The organism is Chelatococcus asaccharovorans (genome assembly GCF_003201475.1).
Classification (GTDB): domain Bacteria; phylum Pseudomonadota; class Alphaproteobacteria; order Rhizobiales; family Beijerinckiaceae; genus Chelatococcus; species Chelatococcus asaccharovorans.
In genome coordinates this window covers 66,628-89,986 of the sequence record NZ_QJJK01000009.1, presented here as the reverse complement: position 1 = coordinate 89,986, position 23,359 = coordinate 66,628, and the positions used below count along the sequence as shown (strand labels likewise).

19 protein-coding genes are annotated in these 23,359 nt (G+C 70.4%); 6 read left to right on the top strand and 13 right to left on the bottom strand.

What is annotated here, in order from left to right; genetic code table 11:
- Positions 1 to 2,826, top strand: coding sequence for a DUF4159 domain-containing protein (locus tag C7450_RS21215; RefSeq protein WP_110376461.1), 2,826 nt, complete (start codon positions 1 to 3; stop codon positions 2,824 to 2,826).
- 9 nt (positions 2,827 to 2,835) lie between these two features.
- Entirely contained in the window at positions 2,836 to 4,911 is a 2,076-nt protein-coding gene (locus tag C7450_RS21210) for a hypothetical protein (RefSeq protein WP_110376460.1), read from the top strand.
- 54 nt (positions 4,912 to 4,965) lie between these two features.
- On the opposite strand, the gene C7450_RS21205 is transcribed toward C7450_RS21210, so the two are convergent.
- Positions 4,966 to 5,469, bottom strand: a complete 504-nt coding sequence (locus C7450_RS21205) for a GNAT family N-acetyltransferase (protein ID WP_110376459.1) — start codon at positions 5,467 to 5,469, stop codon at positions 4,966 to 4,968.
- A 314-nt stretch (positions 5,470 to 5,783) separates the two neighbouring features.
- On the opposite strand from C7450_RS21205, the gene C7450_RS21200 reads away from it, so the two are divergent.
- Positions 5,784 to 6,794, top strand: coding sequence for a glutathione S-transferase family protein (locus tag C7450_RS21200; RefSeq protein WP_110376458.1), 1,011 nt, complete (start codon positions 5,784 to 5,786; stop codon positions 6,792 to 6,794).
- Here the strand turns inward: C7450_RS21200 and C7450_RS21195 are convergent.
- Positions 6,786 to 7,217: an NUDIX domain-containing protein gene (locus C7450_RS21195; protein ID WP_110376651.1), complete on the bottom strand. Its 432-nt coding sequence runs from the start codon at positions 7,215 to 7,217 to the stop codon at positions 6,786 to 6,788. The two genes, C7450_RS21200 and C7450_RS21195, sit on opposite strands and share 9 nt — an antisense overlap.
- Before the next feature lie 377 nt (positions 7,218 to 7,594).
- Here C7450_RS21195 and C7450_RS21190 point away from each other — a divergent pair, with 377 nt between their 5' ends.
- Both C7450_RS21190 and C7450_RS21185 read left to right on the top strand, forming a co-directional pair.
- Positions 7,595 to 8,518, top strand: a complete 924-nt coding sequence (locus C7450_RS21190; protein ID WP_110376457.1) for a metallophosphoesterase family protein — start codon at positions 7,595 to 7,597, stop codon at positions 8,516 to 8,518.
- Between the two features lie 117 nt (positions 8,519 to 8,635).
- Complete coding sequence (locus C7450_RS21185; RefSeq protein ID WP_245450020.1) at positions 8,636 to 9,139, top strand: YbaK/EbsC family protein; 504 nt, start codon at positions 8,636 to 8,638, stop codon at positions 9,137 to 9,139.
- Here C7450_RS21185 and C7450_RS21180 read toward each other — a convergent pair.
- The 6 genes from C7450_RS21180 to cbiE form a co-directional block, all read right to left on the bottom strand.
- A complete protein-coding gene (locus tag C7450_RS21180; protein WP_245450018.1) occupies positions 9,111 to 10,232 on the bottom strand; it encodes an acyltransferase family protein in 1,122 nt (373 codons plus the stop codon). The two genes, C7450_RS21185 and C7450_RS21180, sit on opposite strands and share 29 nt — an antisense overlap.
- A 16-nt stretch (positions 10,233 to 10,248) precedes the next feature.
- A complete protein-coding gene (locus C7450_RS21175) occupies positions 10,249 to 11,565 on the bottom strand; it encodes a cobyrinic acid a,c-diamide synthase CobB (RefSeq protein ID WP_110376456.1) in 1,317 nt (438 codons plus the stop codon).
- 11 nt (positions 11,566 to 11,576) lie between these two features.
- The gene (gene cobA, locus C7450_RS21170; RefSeq protein WP_245450016.1) at positions 11,577 to 12,482 is read right to left on the bottom strand and encodes a uroporphyrinogen-III C-methyltransferase; all 906 of its coding nucleotides are present in this window, start codon (positions 12,480 to 12,482) and stop codon (positions 11,577 to 11,579) included.
- A gap of 112 nt (positions 12,483 to 12,594) precedes the next feature.
- Positions 12,595 to 13,356: a precorrin-4 C(11)-methyltransferase gene (gene cobM, locus C7450_RS21165; RefSeq protein WP_110376455.1), complete on the bottom strand. Its 762-nt coding sequence runs from the start codon at positions 13,354 to 13,356 to the stop codon at positions 12,595 to 12,597.
- Between the two features lie 10 nt (positions 13,357 to 13,366).
- Positions 13,367 to 13,753, bottom strand: a complete 387-nt coding sequence (locus tag C7450_RS21160; protein ID WP_170147353.1) for a cobalamin biosynthesis protein — start codon at positions 13,751 to 13,753, stop codon at positions 13,367 to 13,369.
- A complete protein-coding gene (gene cbiE / locus C7450_RS21155; RefSeq protein ID WP_110376453.1) occupies positions 13,750 to 15,018 on the bottom strand; it encodes a precorrin-6y C5,15-methyltransferase (decarboxylating) subunit CbiE in 1,269 nt (422 codons plus the stop codon). The genes C7450_RS21160 and cbiE overlap by 4 nt, the downstream gene beginning before the upstream one ends.
- On the opposite strand from cbiE, the gene C7450_RS21150 reads away from it, so the two are divergent.
- Complete coding sequence (locus tag C7450_RS21150; RefSeq protein ID WP_110376452.1) at positions 15,017 to 15,802, top strand: cobalt-precorrin-6A reductase; 786 nt, start codon at positions 15,017 to 15,019, stop codon at positions 15,800 to 15,802. The two genes, cbiE and C7450_RS21150, sit on opposite strands and share 2 nt — an antisense overlap.
- Here C7450_RS21150 and cobJ read toward each other — a convergent pair.
- From cobJ to cobN, 5 genes are read right to left on the bottom strand one after another with little or no spacing between them, the layout of a single operon-like run.
- Positions 15,784 to 16,566 carry a precorrin-3B C(17)-methyltransferase gene (cobJ, locus tag C7450_RS21145; protein ID WP_110376647.1) on the bottom strand — a complete coding sequence of 261 codons (783 nt, stop codon included), beginning with the start codon at positions 16,564 to 16,566 and terminating at the stop codon, positions 15,784 to 15,786. The genes C7450_RS21150 and cobJ overlap by 19 nt on opposite strands.
- A gap of 8 nt (positions 16,567 to 16,574) precedes the next feature.
- Positions 16,575 to 17,318: a precorrin-2 C(20)-methyltransferase gene (locus C7450_RS21140; protein WP_110376451.1), complete on the bottom strand. Its 744-nt coding sequence runs from the start codon at positions 17,316 to 17,318 to the stop codon at positions 16,575 to 16,577.
- A complete protein-coding gene (locus C7450_RS21135) occupies positions 17,315 to 17,959 on the bottom strand; it encodes a precorrin-8X methylmutase (protein WP_110376450.1) in 645 nt (214 codons plus the stop codon). The genes C7450_RS21140 and C7450_RS21135 overlap by 4 nt, the downstream gene beginning before the upstream one ends.
- Positions 17,952 to 19,577, bottom strand: a complete 1,626-nt coding sequence (locus tag C7450_RS21130) for a hypothetical protein (RefSeq protein ID WP_110376449.1) — start codon at positions 19,575 to 19,577, stop codon at positions 17,952 to 17,954. The genes C7450_RS21135 and C7450_RS21130 overlap by 8 nt, the downstream gene beginning before the upstream one ends.
- Positions 19,574 to 23,359: a cobaltochelatase subunit CobN gene (gene cobN, locus C7450_RS21125; RefSeq protein WP_110376448.1), complete on the bottom strand. Its 3,786-nt coding sequence runs from the start codon at positions 23,357 to 23,359 to the stop codon at positions 19,574 to 19,576. Before cobN ends, C7450_RS21130 begins: the two co-directional genes overlap by 4 nt.

Sequence of the window (23,359 nt, the reverse complement as noted above, 5' to 3'; positions counted from 1 at the left end):
ATGTTCGGTTTACCGCTCGCCTTCACCGCCCCCCTCGTCCTCGCTGCGCTCGCCACCCTGCCGGCGATCTGGCTCATGCTGCGGGTCACGCCGCCGCAGCCGCGCCGCATCGCCTTTCCCCCGCTCGCCGTCATCACCGACATCCTGCCGAAGCAGGAGACGCCCGCGCGGACGCCCTGGTGGCTGCTCCTGCTGCGGCTCCTGATCGCGGCGCTGCTCATCCTCGCTGCCGCCGGGCCGGTGTGGAACCCGCCGGCGGGCGATGCGGCCGCCGGCCGCGGGCCGCTCCTTCTGCTGGTGGACAACGATTTTGCCGCCGCGGGCGATTGGCAGGAGCGGATGGATCTCGCCGCCGGGGTCATCGCCACCGCCGCACGGAATGAACGGCCCGTGGCGATTGTCGCGCTGGGAGGCCCGCTGACATCGGACGTGACCATGGGCGACGCCGGCCAGGCGGCCGAGCGCCTGCGCGCCATCGCGCCACTTCCCTTTTCCAGCCGGCGCAACGAGCATCTGGCGAGCATCAGCGCCTTCCTGAACGCCCAGCCGGAGGCGGACATCGTCTGGCTGACAAGCGGCCTCCGCGTGGAGGAAGACCAGTTCGTGTCGGGCCTCGCCGCCATCAAGGGCTCGCATCCCGTGACGGTCTATCGCCGCGAGACCTCCCAGCCCTTCGCGCTGACGGCGACCGCCAATGTCAGTGCGGGCTTCGACGTCACGGTCGTCCGGCCGACCGCGGCGGGCCGCGATCGCGGCACCCTGCGCGCGGTGGACCTCAAGGGACTGCCGCTTGGCGAAACACCGTTCGCCTTTCCCGCCGGCGCGACGGAAACGACGGCGCGCTTCACGCTGCCGGTCGAGATCCGCAATGCCATCACGCGCGTCGAGATCGTCGACGAGAATTCGGCAGGCGCGGTCTCGCTCGTCGGCGACGACGGCAAGCGCCGCAGCGTCGGCCTGGTCTCCGGCGCCAGCGCCGACATCGCCCAGCCCCTCCTGGCACCGACCTACTACGTGGCGCGGGCGTTGCAGCCCTTCGCCGAGCTGCGCGAGCCGCGCGGCGGCGTGGCCGAAGCCATCAGCGCGCTCATCGAGCAGCAGGTCTCGGTGATCGTGCTGACGGATATCGGCGTGCTCGATCCGCAATCCGTGGACCGACTGACGCGCTATGTCGACGATGGCGGCATTCTCGTGCGCTTCGCCGGTTCACGCCTGGCCGCCGGCAACGACGCGCTGGTGCCGGTGAAGCTCAGGCGTGGCGGGCGCAGTCTCGGCGGGTCCCTGTCCTGGGATACGCCGAAGGCGCTCGCGCCCTTCGCGCAGCCCAGTCCCTTCGCGGATCTTGCCGTGCCGGCCGACGTCAGCGTGCAGCGGCAGATCCTCGCCGAGCCGGATGGCAACCTCGCCGCGCGCACCTGGGCCTCCCTGTCCGATGGCACACCCATCGTGACGGCCGAGCGGCGCGGAGAAGGTCAGATCGTGCTGTTCCACCTAACCGCCGATCCATCCTGGTCGAACCTGCCCATGTCGGGCCTCTTCGTCGAGATGCTGCGCAAGATCGTCCAGCTTGCGGGTACGCCGGTGACCGAAACGGGGACCGCGTCGAGTACCGAGACGGTTGCACCCCGGCATATTCTGGATGGTTTCGGCGTGTTCTCGGCCCCGCCCGCCACGGCCAAGCCCGTGCCGCGCGGCTATGCCGGACGCGCCACGCCCGACCACCCCGCCGGCCTCTATGGGCCCAACGAGGGGCTGCAAGCCGTGAACGTCCTCATCCCCGCCGACCGCCTCAATCCGCTCGACATCACGGCGCTCGCCGCAGACGTCAGGCCGATTGCCCGGCCGGAGGCGATCGATCTGCGTGGAAGCCTGATCACCGCGGCCCTCGTCCTGCTCGCCCTCGATACCTTGATCGCGGCCTGGATGGGCGGGCATCTCCGGCGCTTCGGGCGCCGGCGCGGGGCAGCTGCCGCTGCGATCGCCGCTTTCGCCGTCGCGGCATCGCTGGGGGCGCTCGCCCTGATGTCACCGGCGGTGGCGGCCGAGATACCGCCCAAGCCCGCGGCCTCGTCCACCCCCCCTCTGCGGCAGGAGGACATCGCCTCCGCGCTCCACACCCGCCTCGCCTATGTCGTCACGGGTGACCAGCAGGTGGATGCGACGAGCCGCGCGGGCCTCGTCGGGCTCACCGACGCGCTGATGGCGCGGACGACCTTCGAGCCCGCAGAGCCGATCGGCATCGATCCCAGCCGCGACGAGCTCTCCTTCTATCCGCTCATCTACTGGCCGGTCGTCGCAGGCCGGCCGCTTCCGCCGGATGCCGCTCTCAGGCGTCTCGATACCTTCATGAAGAACGGCGGCACGGTGATCTTCGACACGCGCGATGCCTTGCGCGCCAACGGCCAGACCTCGCCGGAAACGCAGCAGCTTCGCCGCATGCTGGCGAGCCTCGACATTCCCGAGCTCGAGCCGGTCCCCCCGGACCACGTCCTGACCAAGGCCTTCTATCTGCTCGACACGTTCCCCGGCCGCTACGACAGGGGGCCAACCTGGGTGGAGGCCTTGCCGCCAGCCGTCGATGGCGAGCGCCGCCCCGCGCGCGCCGGTGATGGGGTTTCGCCGATCATCATCACCGGCAACGACCTTGCCGCTGCCTGGGCCGTCGGTGCGGACGGGTCGCCGCTTTATCCCGTGCTCGGTCCCGATCCGCGCCAGCGGGAGATGTCCTATCGCAGCGGCATCAACATCGTGATGTATGCGCTGACCGGCAACTACAAGGCCGATCAGGTCCATGTCCCCGCGTTGCTCGAACGGCTCGGGCAATAGGAGCCGCTTATGCTGAGCCTGAGCTTCTCGCCGCTCGTGCCGCTCTCCGTCATCTACGGCCTGGCCGCTCTCGTGGCCATCGCCGTGGTGGTGGCGGTGCTCGCGCGCGGGACCGTGGCCATCGTCCGTGCGCTCGCGCTGGCGCTGCTTCTGGCCGGCCTCGCCAATCCCGCCATCGTCCAGGAAAATCGTGAGAAGGCGAAGGATATCGCCGTCGTCGTGGTGGACCGCAGCGGTTCGCAGCAGCTCGGCGATCGCCGCGCCCAGACCGACGCGGCCGCCAGCGCCCTCGAACAACGGCTCGCCCAGCTGCCGGATATCGAGACGCGCATCGTCGATGTGCCGGATGGCGCAGGCGACGAAGGCACACGCCTGTTCACGGCGCTCGGGCGGGCGCTGGCCGACGTCCCGGCCGAACGCGTCGCGGGCGCCATCATGGTCACCGACGGTGTGGTGCATGACATCCCGGCCAATGCCGACCAGATGGGCTTCAAGGCGCCGCTGCACGCCCTGATCACGGGACGGCCCGACGAGCGCGACCGGCGCGTCGCCCTCATCGAGGCGCCGCGCTTCGGCATCGTCGGCCGCGACCAGATCCTGCGCGTGCAGGCCTCCGAGCGCGGCGGCAACGGCCGCATGCGGCTCACCGTGCGCCGCGACGGGCAGGTGCTTCTGACGCGGGAAATCCTGGCCGACGCGCCCCTGTCCATCCCCGTTCGCATCGAACATGGCGGCCCGAATATCGTCGAGGTCGAGGTGGACGCCATGCCCGGCGAGCTCACCACCGCGAACAACCGCCAGGTCGTGACCATTGAGGGCGTGCGCGACAAGCTCCGCGTCCTGCTCGTCTCGGGCGAGCCGCATCCCGGCGAGCGCACCTGGCGCAACCTCCTGAAGTCCGATGCCAATGTGGACCTGGTGCATTTCACCATCCTGCGCCCGCCGGAGAAGCAGGACGGCACGCCGATCAACGAGCTGTCGCTGATCGCCTTCCCGACGCGCGCACTGTTCCAGCAGCGCATCAAGGATTTCGATCTCATCATCTTCGACCGCTACGCCAACCAGAGCGTGCTGCCGTCGATGTACTACGACAATATCGTCCAGTTCGTGCAGGACGGCGGCGCCCTTCTCGTCGCGGCGGGACCGGAATTTGCGAGTTCCGCCAGCCTCGCCCGCACCTCCCTCGGCGCGGTGCTCCCCGCCACCCCCGATGGCCGCATCGTCGAGCGCCCCTTCCGCGCCGATGTGACCGCGGCCGGGAGCCGCCATCCGGTGACCCGCGAACTGCCGGGCGGCGACAGCGAGCCGCCGAGCTGGGGCGAGTGGCTGCGCCTGCTCGGCTCCAACGTGCGCGGCGGCGCGGTGGTGATGGCGGGCGCGGAGGAGCGGCCGCTTCTCGTCCTCAACCGGGAGGGGAAGGGCCGGGTCGCGCTGCTTCTGTCGGACCACGTCTGGCTATGGGCGCGGGGCTTCGAGAACGGCGGGCCCCATGTCGACCTGCTGCGCCGGCTCGCCCATTGGATGATGAAGGAGCCGGAGCTCGAGGAGGAGGCGCTGCGCGCCTCGGCCCGCGGCACGACCATCAGCGTCGAGCGGCAGACCATGGCGGATCAGCCGCCGCCTGTGCGCTTGTTCGCGCCGGGCGGCGAGGAGCGCGAGCTCGTCATGCGCCCCGGCGCACCCGGACTGTTCACGTCGAGCGCGACGGTCAGCGAACTCGGCCTCTACCGGCTGACGAGCGGCGATTTGACGGCCTTCGTCAGCGTCGGGCCGGAAAACCCGCGCGAGCTCGCCGATGTCTTCAGCGATACCGGCCGGCTTGAGCCGATCACGCGCGAGACCGGGGGAAGCGCGCGTCGCATCGCGCCCAACGGCAGCGGCATGGACATTCCGCGCGTACTGACGGTGTCCAGCGGTTCGCGCTTTTCCGGCGGGGACTGGATCGGCCTCAAGCCGAGCGACAGCGCGATCGTCCGCGGCGTGACGGTGGTGCCGCTCGGGCTCGGCTTCGCAGGCCTTGCCCTCCTGGCGGGCGTCGTTCTCGCGGCCTGGCTCGTCGAAGGCCAAAGGCGGCGGCGAAGCTAGCGACGCTGATCGACGGCGAGGCAGGCCCGCGCCTGGGCCGCCTTCCGCGCCAGGTCAGGCTGCCGGGAGCACCATCCCCTCGGTCGTCTCCATGGCGTCAGGCACCAGCGGGCAGAACAGGAAGCGCCGGTCATCCACCGGTCCCGGCAGCTTCAGCTTGCCCGGCGGCACGACCTTGAAGCCGAAGCGGCTGTAATAGGGCTCGTCGCCCACCAGGATGACGAGCCGATAGCCGTCCTCGCGCGCGGCATCCAGCGACAGGCGCATGAGGGCCGCGCCGATACCCCTGTCGTGGAAGGCGGGATCAACCGTCAGCGGCCCGAGCATGAGGACCTTGTCCCCGGTCGTGACGCGAACCTCGGTGAGGCGCACCGACCCCACGATCAGCGTGCCGACCAGCGCCGTGTAGGACAGACGGGCGACCGGCGGCACGCCCTCACGCAGCCGAAAGGCCGTCCGCGCGAAGCGGCCGGGCCCGAAGGCGCGCTCGTGCAGCTTCTCGACGGCGTGGCCGTCTTCGGGCAGTTCGCGGCGCAAATTGAGTTTGAGATCGGTCATGGCGAGGTCTCTCGGCAACCGTCAAGGACGGGGGGTAGCAGCAATGGGACGGATCGTGCGGCCAACCACGCGTTCGCGCGCGGCGAAAGCCGCAGGGCACTGAGCCTTATCGTCGTCGCTGCAAACTCACCTGGCGCACGGCCGTTACATCCCGAAAGATCTGAAGCCACATGAAGTGGCGCGGCCTCTAGCATGGAGAGACGCCCGCGTCTACGCCTCATCATGCAGGCCCCATGATCTACGCCCAGATCTACGTCTCATGACGGATCGTCGCCATATCATGCAAGAATGGCACGGCAACAGGAGGAGGATGCATGGGAATGCTGGTTGAAGGCCAATGGCAAGATCGCTGGTATGACACGACCAGGACCGGCGGCCGCTTCGAGCGCCAGGATTCGGCCTTCCGCAACTGGGTGACCGCTGACGGCGCGCCGGGCCCGACAGGCGGCGGCGGCTTCAAGGTGGAACCCGGCCGCTACCACCTCTATGTCTCGCTGGCCTGCCCCTGGGCGCATCGCACGCTCATCCTCCGCAAGCTCAAGAAGCTCGACGGACTGATCGGGCTGTCCGTTGTCGCCCCGCTCATGGCCGAGCACGGATGGACCTTCACGGAAGGGTCGGGCGTCGTGCCCGATACGGTCAACCACGCCCGCTATCTCTATGAAATCTATGTGAAGGCCAAGCACGACTATTCCGGCCGTGTCACCGTCCCCGTCCTGTGGGATAGCGAGCGGCAGACGATCGTGAGCAACGAATCGGCCGAGATCATCCGGATGTTCAACGGCGCCTTCGCCGCCTTCACCGATGTCGCCTACGACTTCTACCCCGCGGCGTTGCGCGAGGAGATCGACGCGACCAACGCCTTCGTCTATCGCGCCATCAACAACGGGGTCTATCGCGCCGGCTTCGCCACGACGCAGGAGGCCTATGAGGAAGCCTTCGCGACCCTATTCCAGGCGCTCGACACGGTCGAGGAGCGCCTGTCGCGCCAGCGCTATCTCGCGGGTTCACGGCTGACGGAAGCGGACTGGCGGCTGTTCACGACCCTGGTGCGCTTCGATGCGGTCTATGTCGGGCATTTCAAATGCAACCTGCGCCGCATCGCCGACTATCCCAATTTATCGAATTATCTGAAAGAGTTATACCAGATTCCTGGCGTCGCCGAGACGGTCGACATCACCCATATCAAACGCCACTACTACGGCAGCCACACCACCATCAACCCGACGCGCATCGTGCCCGCCGGTCCGGCCCTCGACTTCACGAGCCCGCACGACAGGGAACGCCTGCCGGCGGTGGACAGCTTCAGGCCGTCCTCACCATAGGGCGGCGGCGGGCAGCCCGGCCTTGATCTCGAGAATGCGGGCGCGGGTGCCCTCGGTGGTGCCCTCCGGCAGAGCGTCGAGCGAAAAGAACCCCGTCTCGACGATCTCGGCATCGCCGCGCCGCGGCGCGCTCTGATGGAACTTGCGCACCAGAAAGATCGCCACGTGATCACGATTGGGCGCGCGGCCGTTGAGAAAAACCCCGTGCAACGCCGGCCGTCCGGTCAGGAGGATATTGCCTTCCTCCTCGAGTTCACGCTTCAACGCCTCGACGAGGGTCTCGCCCGGTTCCACGCCCCCGCCGGGCAGGTGCCAACCCTTCACATAGCTGTGGCGCACGAGGAAAACCCTGTTCTCCGTGTCGAGCACGACGGCACGGACGCCAAGCGTCAAGCCGCGCGTGAAGCGCCAATACAGATGCATGATAGCGTAGATGAGACGCAAAACAGACTGTTCCGGATGACTGGAGCTGGCTTCTATCACGAGGCCGACGACACGAGATAGTGCTGAGTGTCCGATAGGATACACGGACCCTTGCGGCCTGGGCGTGAACCGCTCCTCACGGCCGCCGGCAAGCCGGCTCAAATGGCCGATCCATCAATGGGCTTCGCCCCGCCTCCGGCCGCCGGCAAGCCGGGTGATGCGGCAAATGAACCATGCGCGGCGAAGCGCAGGGTCTTCTCAGCGTTGCGCTCACGTTGTAAGGACACCAGGCTTGAGCGCCTCGCACGCCCTCTCTTCCCGGAGCAAGCGGGCGAAGTTTCACTGTGGCCTTCCGCAATCGATGATCTTCACCGCGCATGCTCCTGGCCCATATCTCTGATCCGCACATCGGCCCGCTGCCCTCGCCCAAGCTCAGGGAGCTGATGGGCAAGCGCTTCACCGGCTATGTCAACTGGCGGCGCGGCCGCGCGGCGATCCATGACATGCCGCTCCTCGACAGGATCATCGCGGATATGGAGGCGCAGAAGGCCGACCACATCGCGCTGACCGGCGACATCACCAATATCGGGCTCGCCGCTGAATTTCCCGTGGCCCGCGCCTTCCTGGAACGGCTCGGCGCTCCGGACTACGTGAGCTTCGTGCCCGGCAATCACGATGCCTATGTGCGCGGCGCGCTGAAGGCGCTGATTCGCACCATCGCGCCCTGGATGCTGTCCGACGATGCGAAAGAGGGCGCCATGCCGTCCTTCCCCTATGTCCGGCGCAGAGGGGGCGTGGCGCTCGTCGGCTTGTCCTCGGCGGTGCCGACGCTCCCCTTTGTGGCGAGCGGCACGCTCGGCGACAGGCAGCTCGCCGCCATGGGCGAGATCCTGTCCGGCCTCGGGCGCGAGGGTCTCTGCCGCATCGTCATGCTGCACCATCCGCCCTATTACGAGGGCGCGAAGGCCGGCCGGCAGCTCACCGACGCCGACGCCTTCCAGGCGGTCATCGCCCGCACCGGCGCCGAGCTCATTCTGCACGGCCACAACCATCGTACCTCGCTGGTGCGCATCAGGGGGCCGCATAAGCCGGTCCCGATCCTCGGCGCGCCGTCCTGCTCGGCGGTGCGCGGCCTGTTCACCCATCGTGCCGGCTATCACCTCATCGACATCGCGGAGGATGGCCAAGGCTCGCGCTTTACCATCCGCACCCGCGGCGTGGACGCGCCGCGCGTGCGCGCACGGGCGCTCGACGTTGAAACGGCCACGATCGGCCAGATCGGCGAGATGGTTGTGGACTGAAGCGCCGGTCCGGCGACCTGTCCCGCGGTTCGTCCGCCACCCGCCCTTCCCCTTTTGCGACGGCACTTATAGGCTGCCGCTCCGGATCCCCGGCAATGAGATGAAGGCTCCTTCGCGATGGATATGCTGAGTCAGGACAACGCGTCCTCGCCCCTGCCTGAGCGCGCCCGGACGGTCGTCGCGGCCGCCGCCCGGCTCGGCCTGACGCTGGACGTCCATACCACCACGCAGACGACGCGCACCGCCGAGGAGGCAGCGCTCGTGCACGGCGTTGCGGTGGGGGCGATCGTCAAGTCGCTCATCTTCGAAGGCGCGGAAACGGGCAAGCCTTATCTCTTTCTCGTGTCCGGGCAGAACCGCGTCAACGAGACCGGCGTCACCGCGATCCTCGGCGAGGGCCTGAAACGTCCCAACGCCGCCCGCGTGCGCGAACTCACCGGCTTTGCCATCGGCGGCATTCCGCCCTTCGGCCATGCGACGGATATAGCGACCTATATCGACCAGGACCTGATGGCCTTCGATGTGGTCTGGGCGGCGGCCGGCACGCCCTTCGCCAATTTCCCCATCGCCCCCAAGGATCTGGTGCAGGCGCTCAAGGCCCCGCTGATCGCCGTGACGTGAGACGCGCCCTCAGATACTGATGAACGGGCCGCTCCAGCCACTGGTAGACGGCCAGCGCGAGAAGGCTGGCGGCGACCAGACAGGCCGCCACGAAGCCCCAGGGACCGAGCCATCCCCCGAGCGGACTGCGCGCGAAGACCTCGCGCAGGGCACGAATCGCGAAGGGGTGCAGCAGATAGAGGGCGTAGGATGCATCGCCCATCGCGACCAAAGCTCGTTCGACTGCCGGTGGTCGCTGATTAGGCCGTCCGAGCACGGCGGCGGCCACCAGCATCGCGGCGGGCCCGCCATAGCCGATGAACTGCGGCAGCGCCGTGCCATCGGCGGCCGACAGGTCAAGGTGGAGCAGGCCGAAGCCGCCGATGACCAGCGCCGCGCGCGCCACGCCACCGAGGCGCAGCCCCGTCTCGCGGATCATCGCGACCCCCATGCCGAGCACGAATTCGAGCACGATCGGATCGGACCAATAGGCGACCGGCAGCGGCCAGACGACGAAGGCGCGCGAAGCAACGAGCAAGGCGAGCCCCAGCGAGACCGCGAGCACCGCATGCCGCCGCGGCAAGGCGATGGCGGCCGCGAAGACGAGATAGAAGAACATCTCGAAATTCAACGTCCAGCCGAGCGAGTAGATGGGCTGGACGGCGCCGTCGGCGCGCATCGCCGGGATGAAGAGATAGGACGCGACGATCTGCCAGAGGCTTGGCCAGCCGCTGTTCAGCACCTGCGGCAGTACGATCGCCACGGCCAGATAGAGCGTCGTGACACCCCAATAGAGTGGCACGATGCGCACGATGCGCCGGCTCAGAAAGATGCTCCAGGCCCCCGCCGTGCCGAAGAGCGGCCGGGAGGCGTGCACCATCACGAAGCCGGAGATGACGAAGAAGATGTCGACGCCCGACAGCCACGGCAGGAGATGGCTCGGCGCAAAGGCAAGGCCAAGCCGCCCGGCGAGCGCCCCCGCGTCGTATTGCGCGTGATGCACCACGACCATCAGTGCTGCCAGCGCACGCAGCACCTGCACGGCGAGCAACCTGTCGGCACTGCGCCTGCCAGCGCTCTGCCTGTCAGGACTCGGCACGGCCGCGTCAGCCATCAGGACACGACCTCGATCACGTCACCACCTCGATGATGTGGAAGAACGAGCCGGAGACATGGCCGACCCTGTGCCCGGCCGGCGCGAGCCTGTTGCCGTAGGCGTCCCCGACCTCGGCCAGGGGGGCCGGCGCAGGGGGGGACAGGATGCTGGCGTAGTGGAACTCATGGCCCCGCGCCACCGCGCCGGCGGGCGCGAAGGGCGTCGGCGCCGTGAAGGTGGCGATGCGATAGCCGAGATTGAGCTTGCGTTTGGCGAAGCTCGTCACCAGCGGCAGCAGCCCCGCCATGGGGTGGCTGACGCCCTCCGCGTCGACCAGCGCCTCGCCCAGCACCATATAGCCGCCGCACTCGCCGTGCACCGGACGGGTCGCGGCGAAGGCGGCAAGGCCCGCGCGGAAATGCCCGTTGGCGCCGAGCCGGCCGGCGTGGAGCTCGGGATAGCCGCCGGGCAGCCAGCAGACGTCGCAGTCGTCGCCCGGCGCCTCGTCGGCCAAGGGCGAGAACGGCACAAGTTCCGCACCGGCGGCGCGCCAACCCATCGCGATATGCGGATAGACGAAGGAGAAAGCGGCGTCGTCGGCGATGGCGATACGCTGGCCCGGCGGCGGCACGGCGACGCGCAGGCCTTCCGGCGCCGCGACGCGCGGGCCGCTCCGCGCCAAGGCCTGCACCGCCGCGATGTCGACATGCGCTTCGACGAGATCGGCCAACGCCTCCAGCTGCGTCTCGAGCTCTGCCGTCTCGCGCGCCTGCACGAGCCCGAGATGCCGTTCCGGCAGCGTCACCGCGCCGCGCGGCAGCGCGCCGAGCACAGGGAGGCCAACCGCCTCGATCGCCTCGGCGGCAAGCCGTCTATGGCGCTCGCTGCCGACCTTGTTGAGGATCACCCCGCCGATCGTGATGCGCGGGTCATAGCGCGCCGCGCCGAGCGCCATCGCCGCGGCCGACTGCGACTGGCCGGAAATATCGAGCACCAGCAGCACGGGCCATCCCACGAGGGCCGCGATATCGGCGCTCGATCCGGTGCGCCCCGGCTCGCCGGGCACCCCGTCGAACAGGCCCATCAGCCCTTCGCCCAGCACCAGATCGGCATCGGCGGACTGGCCGGCAATGAGCGCATCGAGAAGACCGGCACCCATCGCCCAGCTGTCGAGATTGACGCCGCCGCGACCCGCCGCGACCGCGTGGAAGGCGGGATCGATATAGTCCGGCCCGCATTTCACCGGCGCGACCCTGAGCCCGCGACGCGCCAAAGCGCGCATGAGGCCAAGCGTCACCGTGGTCTTGCCGGCGCCGGAGCGCGGCGCGGCGACGAGCAGGCCGGGAGGCATCGCGGGTACCGTCACGCCGTCATGCCCTCCGTCAAGCCCCTGAGCCGCGCCCGCAGGCCGACGATGGAGCCGATGGCGACGATCGACGGTGCCGCGATGCCGGCCGCCGCCAAGGCTTCGGCGGCAGCGTCCAGCGTCGTTTCCAGAATCTGTTCGGATGGCAGCGTGGCGGACGCGACGATCGCGACGGGCGTTGCCGGATCGGCCCCGCCGGCCATGAGCGCGTCGGCAATGCGCGGCAGGTTGGCCACCGCCATGTAGAGCACGAGCGGCTGGCGCAGGCGGGCGAGTGCGGCCCAGTCGAGATCCTCCTCGGAGCCCGCCGCCGCATGGCCGGTGGCGAGCACCACGGCCTGGTTGGTGCCGCGGGTCGTCGCGGGAATGAGCGCGCTGGCGAGCCCGCCAAGCCCTGCCGTCACCCCCGGCACGATACGGAAAGGAATGCCTGCTTCCACCAGCGCAAGCGCCTCCTCCCCGCCGCGCCCGAAGACGAAGGGATCCCCGCCCTTCAGCCTGAGGACCCGCCGGCCCTCCCGGGCCAAGGCGATGAGACGGCGCGTGATGTCGGCCTGCTGTGGTGAGGGCTTGCCGCCACGCTTGCCGGCGAACTCAAGGAGGGTACCGGGTCGCGCCAAGCCGAGCACGCGCGGATCGACGAGCGCGTCATAGACGATGGCATCCGCCTGCGCCAAGGCGTTGACCGCATGCAGCGTCAGCAATCCCGGATCGCCGGGCCCCGCGCCCACGAGCCACACCTCGCCCACCGCGAAAGCGGGCGTCAGCGCTTGCAGGGAGATTGGCAGGGAGGCTGGATCGGTCGAGGGACGTATCATTGCGCTGCTATAGACCGAATCGTAAGGCTGCGCACGAGGGGCGAGCTTGGCTTTCGGCGCGACACGGAACCGGCTTGCTGTCAACGCGGTCGCGACGGGCCGATCCCTCCCCTTCAAGGGGAGGGATCAACGCGTCGGCTCTCTTGTCTCTTTCCCGGCGGCACGTGGCGCCTCGATGACACGGCGTTATGCCCTCTCACGTCCCCGCACCGCGAAAGCGCCTGACATAGTGCTCGCCATAGAGCGCGCTTTCGCGGAAATCCTCCGCGCCGAGGACGGGTCCGACGAAGATCGTCGCCGTCCGCTCGACCGGATCAGCGGCGAGGAGGCCGGTGATCGTGCCCAAGGTGCCGCGCAGGATGCGCTCCTCGGGCCAGCTTGCCCGCGCCACGACGGCGACGGGGCAATCCTCCCCGTAGTGGGGCGTGAGCTCGGCCACGACCGTGTCGAGCACATGGATCGAGAGATGGATGGCGAGCGTCGCGCCCGTCGCGGCGAAGGCGGCGAGCGTCTCCCTCTCCGGCATGGCAGTCGCGCGCCCGGAGGTCCGGGTCAGCACCACGGACTGCGCGACGCCCGGCAGCGTCAGCTCCTGTCCGAGCGCCGCCGCGGCGGCGGCGAAGGCCGGCACGCCGGGCGTGATCGTATAGGGAATAGCGAGCGCGCGGAGGCGCCGCAGCTGCTCGCCCATGGCGCTCCAGATGGAGAGATCGCCAGAATGCAGACGGGCGATGTCCTCTCCCGCCGCATGCGCATCCGCAATCGTCGCGATGATCTGGTCGAGCGACAGGGGCGCCGTATCGATGATGCGCGCGCCGGGCGGGCACCAGGTCAGCACCTCGCGCGGGACGAGCGAGCCGGCGTAAAGGCAGACCCGGCTCTGCGCCACGAGATCACGGCCGCGCACCGTGATGAGATCAGGCGCGCCGGGTCCGGCGCCGATGAAATGGACGGTCACGGCCTGATCCTTATGGTTGTACGCGGCGTGCCAGGGCGCAGGTGACGGTGGCGGTCTTGATGCGCGGCCGGATCAGCCGCGCGCCCTCACCCGCGGCGGCGAGCGCCGCCGCCTCTGCGACGCTCGGCACGCCGAGGGCGCCCATCGCCCGCGTCGACAGGGAGAGGCATCGGTCGCTCGCGGCGTGCAGATCCATTTCCGAGAGGACGACCAGCGTAAGGCCCCGCCGCAGCGCGAAAGCCTCGACGATGGCGCTGCGCTTGGCACGGGCAACGGCGATTTCGGCAAGATCCTCGGCCGCAACGCCCGCATCGGCCAGCGCAGCGTCGAGCGCGGCACCGAAATCGTCGAGGGTCGCACGCTGCCGGAAGCCGAAACCGGCAATCACATTTCTCACGATATGCACCGTTTCTCGACCCGCCACTGCATTACCGGCATTGCCGCCCTCCAGCCGCGAAACCGGCCGATCGGCTCGGCGCGCTCAAGCGCGCAGCGCAGCAGGTCACCGCCATAGCGCGCCTGAGCGCCCGTGAGAAGCGTCTCGGTTTCCAGCGTCACCGCGTGGACGACGAGGCGGCCTCCTTCGGGCAAGGCCTGCCAGCAGGCCTCGATCACCCCGGGGCGGCTCGCGCCGCCGCCGATGAAGATGGCGGACGGCGGCGTCAGCCCGGCAAGTGCCGCCGGCGCCTCACCCCGCACCACGGCGAGATCCGGCACCCCGAGAGCCTCGGCATTGGCGCGGATACGCGCGGCGCGCTCCTCCTTCGCCTCGATGGCGATGGCCTTGAGCGAGGGATGGCGCAGCATCCACTCGATGCCGACGGAGCCCGACCCCGCGCCGACATCCCAGAGAAGCTCCCCCTGGCGCGGCGCCAGCGCGCTCAGCGCCAACGCCCGGATTTCGCGTTTGGTGATCTGCCCGTCATGGGCGAAGAATCCGTCGTCCAGCCCCGGCGCGAGCGGAATGACGCGCGCCTCACGGCCCGCCACGACCTCCAGCGCGATGGTGACCAGCGGATCACAATTACCGCCGTCGAAATCCGCAGCCGTGGTCGCGCGTATACGCTCCCGCGGACCGCCCAGGCATTCGAGCGTGGTGATCCGCGAGGCACCGAACCCGCCCTCCCGCAGGAGCGCGGCGAGCTTTGCCGGCGTGGTGCCGTCCCAGGCCAGCGCCAGGATGCGGGCGCCCGGTTGCAGCAGCAGCCTGACGCGCGCCAACGGACGCCCATGCAGGCTGATGGTGGCGACGTCCTGCAAGGCCCAGCCGAGGCGTGCGGCCGCGAGGCTGAAGGCCGACGGCTGCGCCATCACCTGAAGCTCCGCCGCCGGCACCTGCTGGGCGAGCAGGCTGCCGATGCCGTAGCAGAAGGGATCGCCGCTCGCGAGCACGCAGACCGGCGTGCCGCGCCGGGCCAGGATCGCGGGAAACGCCTCATGGATCGGGCTCGGCCAGGCGAGCGTTTCGCCCTTGACGAGCGGCGCGGCGAGCGCGAGATGACGTTGCCCGCCAACCACGAGGTCCGCGCCCTCAACGAAACGGCGGGCGGCGGCATTGAGGCCGTCGAGGCCATCTTCGCCGATGCCGACGATGGCGAGCCAGGGCGCAGTCGAGGACAGGCTCGACACGGGGGGCGGAGACAGGATATCGCGAGCCGACATGGCCTCAAGCTCCTCCATCACGCCGCGCCCCGCGGTGGCGCTCAACATTCTGATCCTCGGCGGAACGACCGAGGCGAGCCGCCTCGCGGCGCTGGTCGCCGGCAGGCCGGATATCGCCCCGGTGCTGTCGCTCGCCGGCCGGACGCGGGAGCCGGCGCCGGCGCCGATCCCGCTCCGTGTGGGCGGCTTCGGCGGCGTGGACGGGCTGGTGCGTTATCTCGAGGCGGCGCGGATCGATGCCGTCATCGACGCCACGCATCCCTTCGCCGCGCGGATCTCGGCCCATGCGGCGCAAGCCTGCGCGAGGCAGGGCATCCCGCTTGCCCGGCTCACCCGCCCGGCGTGGAGCCCCGAACCCGGCGACCGCTGGCAGGTGGTGCCCGCCATGGCGGCGGCCGCGGCCGCGCTCGGACCTGCGCCGCGACGCGTCTTCCTCACCATCGGGCGGCAGGAGCTCGCCGCCTTCAATGCCGCCCCACAGCACCATTATGTCGTCCGCAGCATCGACGCGCCGGACGGCTTCACCGCCCCCCAGGCAAGCTTCATCGCGGCGCGCGGCCCGTTCGCCCTGGCGGATGAGGAAGCGCTGATGCGCGCCCATGCCATCGACGTGCTCGTCACCAAGAATGCCGGCGGCGCGGCGACCGCCGCCAAGCTCGTCGCCGCACGCCATCTCGGTCTGCCGGTCGTGATGGTGGCGCGGCCGGCCAAGCCCGACGTCCCGACAGTCGATGAGCCGGAAGAGGCATTGGCCTGGGCCGCGTCTCACCGTCCGGCTCCGTAGCTGCGCGGCGTATAGACGAAGGGCACGCCCTCGCGCGCAATGAGACGGGTCTCCGACGAGCCGATGATGACGACGGTCGCCATATCGGCCTCGACCTCGGCAGCCTCGCCAAGCGTCGTCAGTGCGATGCGCTCGTCCGGGCGCCCCACGGCGCGGGCCATGATAACCGGCGTATCCCCCGCGCGGATGGCGCCAAGGACGGCAAAGGCTTCGCGCAGCTTGTCGGGCCGCGCGCGGGAGACGGGATTGTAGAGCGCGATGACGAGATCCGCCTCCGCCGCGAGCCTGAGGCGCTTGAGGATGATGTCCCAGGGCTTCAGGTTGTCGGACAGCGAGATCGCCGCGAAATCGTGCCCGAGCGGCGCGCCGACCCGGGCCGCCGCCGCCAGCATGGCCGTCACGCCCGGCTCGACGCGGATATCGAGTGCGCGCCATGCGGCCGGCCCGTGCTCGATCGCCTCGAAAACCGCCGCCGCCATGGCGAAGACACCGGGATCACCACCCGACACCACCGCGACGCGACGGCCTGCGCCGGCGAGCTCCAGGGCGTGCCGCGCGCGTTCGATCTCGACGCGGTTGTCGCTGGCGTGGACGGTGCGGCCCGGCTGAACCGGCAGCCGCGCCGTGTAGGGGCCATAGCCGATGATATCGGTCGCGGCCTCGATCACGGCAGACACGGCCGGCGTGATCCAGCGATCAGGTCCGGGGCCGAGCCCCACCACCACGAGCCAGCCGGCATTCTCCGCGATCATATCTCCGGTCATGGCCTCACTCATGGCCGCCTGCCCTCGCCCGGCACGATCACCATGGCGAAATAGGGTGCATCGTCGCCGGCGAGCGCCGTGAGCGGCATGATGCGCTCGTCGGCCATGGTGGCGCGCTCGACATAGATGGCGCGGTCGGCGATGCCGGCGGTCTCCAGGGCCCGCCGCACCTTCGGCAGATGCCGCCCGAGCTTCATGATGACCGCCGCGTCCGTCGCGGCAAGACGTGTCGCCAGCGCCTCCTCCGGCAAGGTCGCCGGCAGCACCGTCAGGATGTCGTCGCCCCAGGTGATGGGCGCGGCCGCGCGCGTCCAGCCGCCGGACATGCCGGAGACCCCCGGCACCACCTCCACGGGCCAGCGGCCGTAGAGCCGCCGCCACAGATGCATGAAGGAGCCATAGAAGAACGGGTCGCCCTCGCAGAGCACGGCGACGCTCGCACCACGGCAGAGCTCGGCAACCAGCGTCGCCACGCTCTCCTCATAGAAAGCCGCGAGGCTTGTCCGGTATGCGTCGGAATCCGCCGGCATTTCCGTGGTCATCGGGTAGATCAGCGGCATCTCGCGCCGCCCCGCCCCGATCAGCTCCGCGGCGATGGTGCGCGCATGGCCGGGCCTCCCGCGCTTGGCGAAGAAGGCGATGATGTCCGCGTCTGCGATCACGCGGGCCGCCCTCAGCGTCATGTAATCGGGCTCGCCGGGGCCGAGGCCGACGCCATAGAGCGTGCCGGATCTGATGGGGGGCAAGCTCACTCGGCGTCCCTCGCGAGCGCATTGACGGCCGCCGCCGCCATGGCACTGCCGCCCTTGCGCCCCTTCACGACGAGTGCCGGCACCCGGCCATCGGCGATGAGCGCTTCCTTCGATTCAGCCGCGCCGACGAAGCCGACCGGCAGGCCGATGACGGCGGCCGGCCGAGGCGCGCCGGCATCCAGCATCTCGAGCAGGCGGAACAGCGCCGTCGGCGCATTGCCGAAGACGGCGACGGCGCCAGCGAGATGCGCGCGCCACAGGTCCAGCGCAGCGGCGCTGCGGGTATTGCCGATGCGGCGGGCGAGATCCGGCACGGAGGGATCGTCGAGCGTGCAGATCACCGCATTATCGGCCGGCAGGCGTGCGCGCGTGATGCCGTTCGCGACCATCTTGGAATCGCAGAGGATGGGCGCGCCGGCCCGCAGCGCTGCCCGCGCGGTCTCGGCGAAATCCGGGGTCATGGCGATGTCGTCGGCCACCTCGACCATGCCCGAGGCGTGGATGATGCGCACGGCCACGCGCTCCTCGACCGGCGTGAAGCGCGCAAGCCGCGCCTCGGACCGGATGATGGCGAAGGACCGCCGGTAGATCTCGTCACCGTCGCGAATGTAGTCGCGATTGGAACCCTGTATGTCAGCCATCAGACGCCACGAACATTCCTGCCAATTCCCTGTCGCCCAGCGCCGCCAGCGCAGCCGCGCCGCCCTGCGCCCGGCAATGGGCGGCGAGGCGCGCCAGTCCCTCCGCCGCCTCGGCCGCGCCGAGCGCGACGATGGGCCTAGCATGGGTTACGCCGCCACGCATCACTTCGTAACGCCCCCCCGCGCCGACGAGCGTCAGGCCCGGTGGATGGCGCCCCGCCGTCGCCTGCGCCGCGCAGCCCTTGACGCAGCCGGAGACATGGAGGCCGAAGCCGGCCCCGGCGAGACCCGGCGCCGCCGCGGCGATGCGCGCCGCATCCGCCTGCGCCGGCATCTCCCCGCTGGCGCAGGCCGGCGCGCCCGGACAGGCGATGATGGCAAGCCGCGCATCCCCGGCATCCGTGATGAAACCGGCGGCCGCTGCCCTGCCCATCAGCGCGGCCGCCCGCTCCGCCGCGATCCCCGGCCAATGGATCTGCCGCCACGGCCCGAGCCGCAACGCGCCGCTGTTGTCCCCCTCGGCCATGTCGGCGATCAGGGCGAGCTGCCGCGCGGCCATGCGCCCAAACGGCAGGGCCAGCGTCAGCACGGCCCGGTCCTGTGCCATGGGGTGAATACCGACGGTCGCAGGCCCCCTCACCCCGACCCTCTCCCCGGTGGGGAGAGGGTCGGGGTGAGGGAGAAAACCCCGTAATGGTTCAAGTTTCAGCCCGCCTAGAAGGGCCTGCCGCGCCGCCGCATCGCACTGGCGCATACGGCGCAGGCCGGGGTCCCGCGCCATTGCTTCGACAAAGGCGCAGCCGATCAGGCGGGCCACATCCGGCATGTCCACCAGGGGACACGCACCGACCCAGTCGATCCCCTCCCGCGCATCGAGACCGATCGCCCATAGTGTTTCGCCATCGTGGATGAAAGCGCGAAAGCGCACGTCGGCGGCAATCTGATCCAGCGCCAGCGCGCCGCCGTCATCGACGATCCAGGAGAACTTGGCCGGCAGCGGCAGCGGTCCCCCACCCCTCACCCCTCCCCGCAAGGGGGAGGGGAGCGGTTGATGTCGCGAATATTCAACAGCAGTCGGCCTCGGCTCATTGACCGTTGGCTTCGGCTCCGCTTCCAGCCGCACAAAGGGCGGACTTGAAATCTCGCCGGCGCCGCGCCCCTCCCCCTTGCGGGGAGGGGTAAGGGGTGGGGGTAAACCCCGCCTGGGATCGGAAACCCCCTCCCCCTGCCCCATCAGTGCCGCTTCCAGCGCCCGTGCCGCCGAGCGCGCATCACATAAAGCTGTTGGATCGCAATCCGACAGCGGGCTCGCCAGCACGTTGCGCGCGGCCTCATGCGCCGGGCTCTCGTCGAGGAGGCCGGCTTGCGCCAGTTCGTCCAGCAGGGGATCAAGGCTTGTCTCCGTCACGCCGCGCAATTGCAGATTGGCGCGGCTGCTCAGGTCGATCAGCCCGTTGCCGTGGCGCGCGGCGAGATCGGCGATCAGCCGCGCGGTTCCCACCGGCAGAAAACCAGCGGTGAGGCGCAGCCGCACGATGAGCCCGTCGCCGGTCGCCATCGGGCGCAAGGCGCCTGGGCACCAGCCGCGCCGGCGATCGGCATCGGTCGCCGCGCTCATTCCGCGGCCTCGGGGCGATTGCCGAGAGCGGCAGCGAGACGCGCATAGATGGAATTGCGGCGGGGCTGCCACAGGCCGCGCTGCAGGGCATCGGCAAAGCGCGCGGCGATGGCGCGGGCGGCGGCGGGATTGGCGTCCAGGATCGCCGACCACACGGCCTCGTCGGCCACATAGGCGTCGAACACCAGCGCGAAGGGCCGCTGGCCGACCGCATTCGAGGTGGCCGCGAAGGCATAGAGCGCGTCGACCCCCTGCGCGAGCTCGGCAACGCCGCGATAGCCATGGCGCAATTGCCCGGCGATCCAGCGCGGATTGGCGAGGCGGCTGCGGGCGATGCGGGCGATTTCCTCGCTCATCAGCCGCGCCCGCGGCGCATCCGGCCGGCTCGTGTCGAGATGGATGAGCGCGGGGCTCGCGCCGAGCGCCGCGGCCGCCGCCGCAAAGCCGCCGACGAAATCGGCCACGTCCTCGGTGTCGAGCGCGTCGCGCTCGCCGTCGTCGCGGGCATGCACCAAGGCATCGGCGGTCCGCACGCGCTCCCGGAACGCATCCGGCGCCGCCCGTGCAGCCCCATCGGCGCCGATGGCATAGCCGCCGGCCGCGAGATAGCCCTCACCGAGGGCCTCTCGCCCCGACCAGTCCCCGTCGAGCACCCGCGCGGACACGCCCGCGCCATAGGTGCCGGGCGCGCCGGAGAAAATGCGATCGAGCGGCTCGCCGCGCCGCCGCGCGGCCGCGAGCGGGTTGAAATCATCCTCCTCGTCGAGCGCCGCGATCGCCCTGACCGCCTGGTCGAACAGGGTGATCTGTTGCGCGAAGGCATCCCGGAACAGGCCGGAAATGCGCAGCGTCACGTCGATGCGCGGCCGGTCCAGGCGCGGCCCGGGCACGATCTCGACGCCGGTGACGCGGTTCGAGGCATGGTCCCAGCGCGGGCGGGCGCCCATCAGCGTGAGCGCCTCGGCGAGGTCGTCGCCGCCGGTGCGCAGCGTCATCGAGGCCCAGAGGTCCATGACGAGCGCGCGCGGCCAGTCGCCATGGTCCTGCAGATAGCGTCGCAGCACCTCCGCCGCCGCCCGTTCGCCGATGGCAAGCGCCGTGCGGGTCGGGATGGCGCGCGGGTCGAGCCCGGTGAGATTGCGCCCCGTCGGCAGCACGTCGAGCCGCCCGCGCGTCGGCGCACCTGCCGGGCCCGGCGGCACGAAACGCCCGGCGAGCGCCGCGAGAAGCGCAGCCTTTTCCGCCTGCGGCGAGGCCGCGATCCGCAGGCGCGCTTCCGCCTCCGCCTCCCCCATCAGGGCCGCCATGGCAGCACTCGAAGCAGGTGGAGGCGCCTCGCCCAGCACATGCAGGCCGTCGCGGATGGCGAATTCCTTCAGGTCGCACAGCCAGGCATCGAGGGCCGTGATCAGCGTGTCGTCGTCGCTCCCTTCCGCCCCGCATTCGGCGGCGAGCCCCGTCTCGCGCGCCTTGTCGACGATGGCGGATTTCAGGAGCCGCTGGCGCTTCGTATCGAGCCCGTCGGCGGCCGCATATTCGTCGACGAGCGCCTCGAGCTCGGCCGAGGCGCCATGGAGCCCCGCCTCCGAGATGGGCGGTGTGAGATGGCCGATGGTGACCGCACCGATCCGCCGGCGCGCCACCGCCGCCTCGCCGGGATTGTTGACGATGAAGGGATAGATCACCGGCAGCGCGCCCGTCAGCACCTGCGGCGCGCAGGCAGGTGACAGCGCGGCCGTCTTGCCGGGCAGCCATTCCAGTGTGCCATGGGTGCCGAGATGGACGATCGCATCGACCTCCTCGCCGCCGCCCGGCCGGCCAAGCGCAAGCCAGGCATAGAAGGCGCAATAGGCATGGCGCGGCGGCAGCGCCGGGTCATGATAGCTCGCCCTGCGGTCGGCGTCTCGCCCGCGCTCCGGCTGCAGCGCCAGCACCCCATGGCCGGCCCTGATGACGGGGAAGGCAAAATGCCCGTCCGCGACCGCCGGGTCGTCCCCCGGCGCGCCCCAGGCGGCCATCACCGGATCGCGGAAGGCCGGGGGTGTCGCCGCGAGCCAGTCCCGATAGGCGGCCAGGCTGAGGTTGGCGCGCTCCGCACCGGCCTCCAGCCGCGGCAGGATGGCCTCGGCCGGGATCGTGCTGTCCACGGCATAGCCGGCCGCGGCCAGCCAGGTCAGCACGTTGGCGGCGCTGCGGCCGGTGTCGAGGCCGACCGCATAGCCGGTACGCCCGCCGCGCGAGGGGTAGTCGGCGACGATCACCGCGATCCGCCGCGCCGCGGGCGGTGTCCGGGCGAGCCGCACCCAGCCCCCCGCCCGGTCCGCGACGAGCGCGATCTGGGCCGGGTCGGGCGCGTGGCGCACGACGGCGAATTCGAGCGCGGGGTTGGCCGGCGCCTCGGCCTTGAAGGAGATCGCCGTCGTCGTGAGCCGCCCATCGATCTCCGGCAGGGCGACGTTCATGGCGAAATCGGCGGCGCCGAGCCCACGCGGGCTCTCGTCCCAGGCCGCGCGCGGCGCGCCGGCCAGGATCACCTGCAGCACAGGGCAATCGGCGCGATCGAGCACGCTGCCGCCCTCATTCCGCTGCGCCGAGAAAGCCGTCGTGTTCAGGATCACCGCCGGCCTCTCCCGGTCGATCGCCGCCTCGACCACCGCAATCGCCTCTGGATCCTTCAGGCTGGAGACGAAGAGCGCGACAGGGGTGAGGCCCCGTTCCGCCAGCGCCGCGGCCAGCGCCGAGATCGGCGCCGTGTCGCCCGCGAGATAGACCGAGCGGTAGACAATGATGAGCGCTGTCGGAGAGGCCTGCGCGCCATCCTCCGAAAGGGGCTCCGTGATCCCTCCCCTCCAGGGGAGGGTGGCCTTGCCCCCGGCAAGGTCGGGTGGGGCCAGCGTGCGATTGTCTTGACGCGAGCGAAGGCCGGGCCCCCACCCGGCGCCTGCGGCGCCACCCTCCCTTGACGGGGAGGGATCGGCGGCGGTGCTTCCACCCCCCTCACCCGGACGCTGCGCGTCCGACCTCTCCCCACCGGGGAGAGGTGAAACAACCGGCGCGCCCGTGTCATCCCCGGCGAGGGCGTCAGCCCGAGGGAAGGGGATCCATGCGACCGCCTGACCTGCGGCGACTAAGCCGGGAAAACCTGGGGTTGGATCCCCTTCCCGTCGCTCCGCGACGCCGGGGATGACACACGGGCCATCCCGCCCCTCCCCACCGGGGAGAGGTGAAACGGGCGCTTCCAGCGCAAAGACTCCAGCCGCCGGTACCGGCTGAGGCGGCGGCACGGGCAGTGAGGCGCCGAGCGCATTGGCCATCAGCGCAAGCGCCGCGCCGCAATTGTCCACCCCGCCGGCGCGGAAATAGCCGTCCAGCGCATCGTAGAGCTCGCCGTCGGCGTGCGACAGGGCGGCGAGGCGCTCGTCCGGGCGGTCGTCGCCGGCGAGCGCCACGAGGATGGCACCGCGCCGGGCGCAGCTCGCAGCGATCTCGTTGAGGCCGTAGTCGAGATAGTCGAGCCCGCCGAGGCAGCGCATCACGACGATCCGCGCCTTGTCGACGACCTCCTCCACATAGAGATCGACCGACAGGGGATGCCTGAGGCGCTGGAGATTGGCGAGCCGCAGCGTCGGCAGGGATTTGCCGGCGCGCTCATGGGCCGTGGCGAGCGCAGCCAGGTCCGTGTCGGTGAAGGAGAGGATCACCATCTCCGCCGGCGTCTGGCCGAGGTCGATCGGCGTCTCCGCCTGATCGAGCCCGACAGCCGTCACCGGCAGGAGATGCAT

Coding starts and splice junctions, on each gene's coding strand:
- cbiE (WP_110376453.1), bottom strand. CDS start 15,018: ATGTCGGCTCGCGATATCCTGTCTCCGCCCCCCGTGTCGAGCCTGTCC.
- C7450_RS21180 (WP_245450018.1), bottom strand. CDS start 10,232: ATGGCTGACGCGGCCGTGCCGAGTCCTGACAGGCAGAGCGCTGGCAGG.
- C7450_RS21215 (WP_110376461.1), top strand. CDS start 1: ATGTTCGGTTTACCGCTCGCCTTCACCGCCCCCCTCGTCCTCGCTGCG.
- cobJ (WP_110376647.1), bottom strand. CDS start 16,566: ATGACCGGAGATATGATCGCGGAGAATGCCGGCTGGCTCGTGGTGGTG.
- C7450_RS21175 (WP_110376456.1), bottom strand. CDS start 11,565: ATGCCTCCCGGCCTGCTCGTCGCCGCGCCGCGCTCCGGCGCCGGCAAG.
- C7450_RS21200 (WP_110376458.1), top strand. CDS start 5,784: ATGGGAATGCTGGTTGAAGGCCAATGGCAAGATCGCTGGTATGACACG.
- C7450_RS21195 (WP_110376651.1), bottom strand. CDS start 7,217: ATGCATCTGTATTGGCGCTTCACGCGCGGCTTGACGCTTGGCGTCCGT.
- C7450_RS21185 (WP_245450020.1), top strand. CDS start 8,636: ATGGATATGCTGAGTCAGGACAACGCGTCCTCGCCCCTGCCTGAGCGC.
- cobN (WP_110376448.1), bottom strand. CDS start 23,359: ATGCATCTCCTGCCGGTGACGGCTGTCGGGCTCGATCAGGCGGAGACG.
- C7450_RS21190 (WP_110376457.1), top strand. CDS start 7,595: ATGCTCCTGGCCCATATCTCTGATCCGCACATCGGCCCGCTGCCCTCG.
- C7450_RS21130 (WP_110376449.1), bottom strand. CDS start 19,577: ATGAGCGCGGCGACCGATGCCGATCGCCGGCGCGGCTGGTGCCCAGGC.
- C7450_RS21150 (WP_110376452.1), top strand. CDS start 15,017: ATGGCCTCAAGCTCCTCCATCACGCCGCGCCCCGCGGTGGCGCTCAAC.
- C7450_RS21135 (WP_110376450.1), bottom strand. CDS start 17,959: ATGGCTGACATACAGGGTTCCAATCGCGACTACATTCGCGACGGTGAC.
- C7450_RS21210 (WP_110376460.1), top strand. CDS start 2,836: ATGCTGAGCCTGAGCTTCTCGCCGCTCGTGCCGCTCTCCGTCATCTAC.
- C7450_RS21205 (WP_110376459.1), bottom strand. CDS start 5,469: ATGACCGATCTCAAACTCAATTTGCGCCGCGAACTGCCCGAAGACGGC.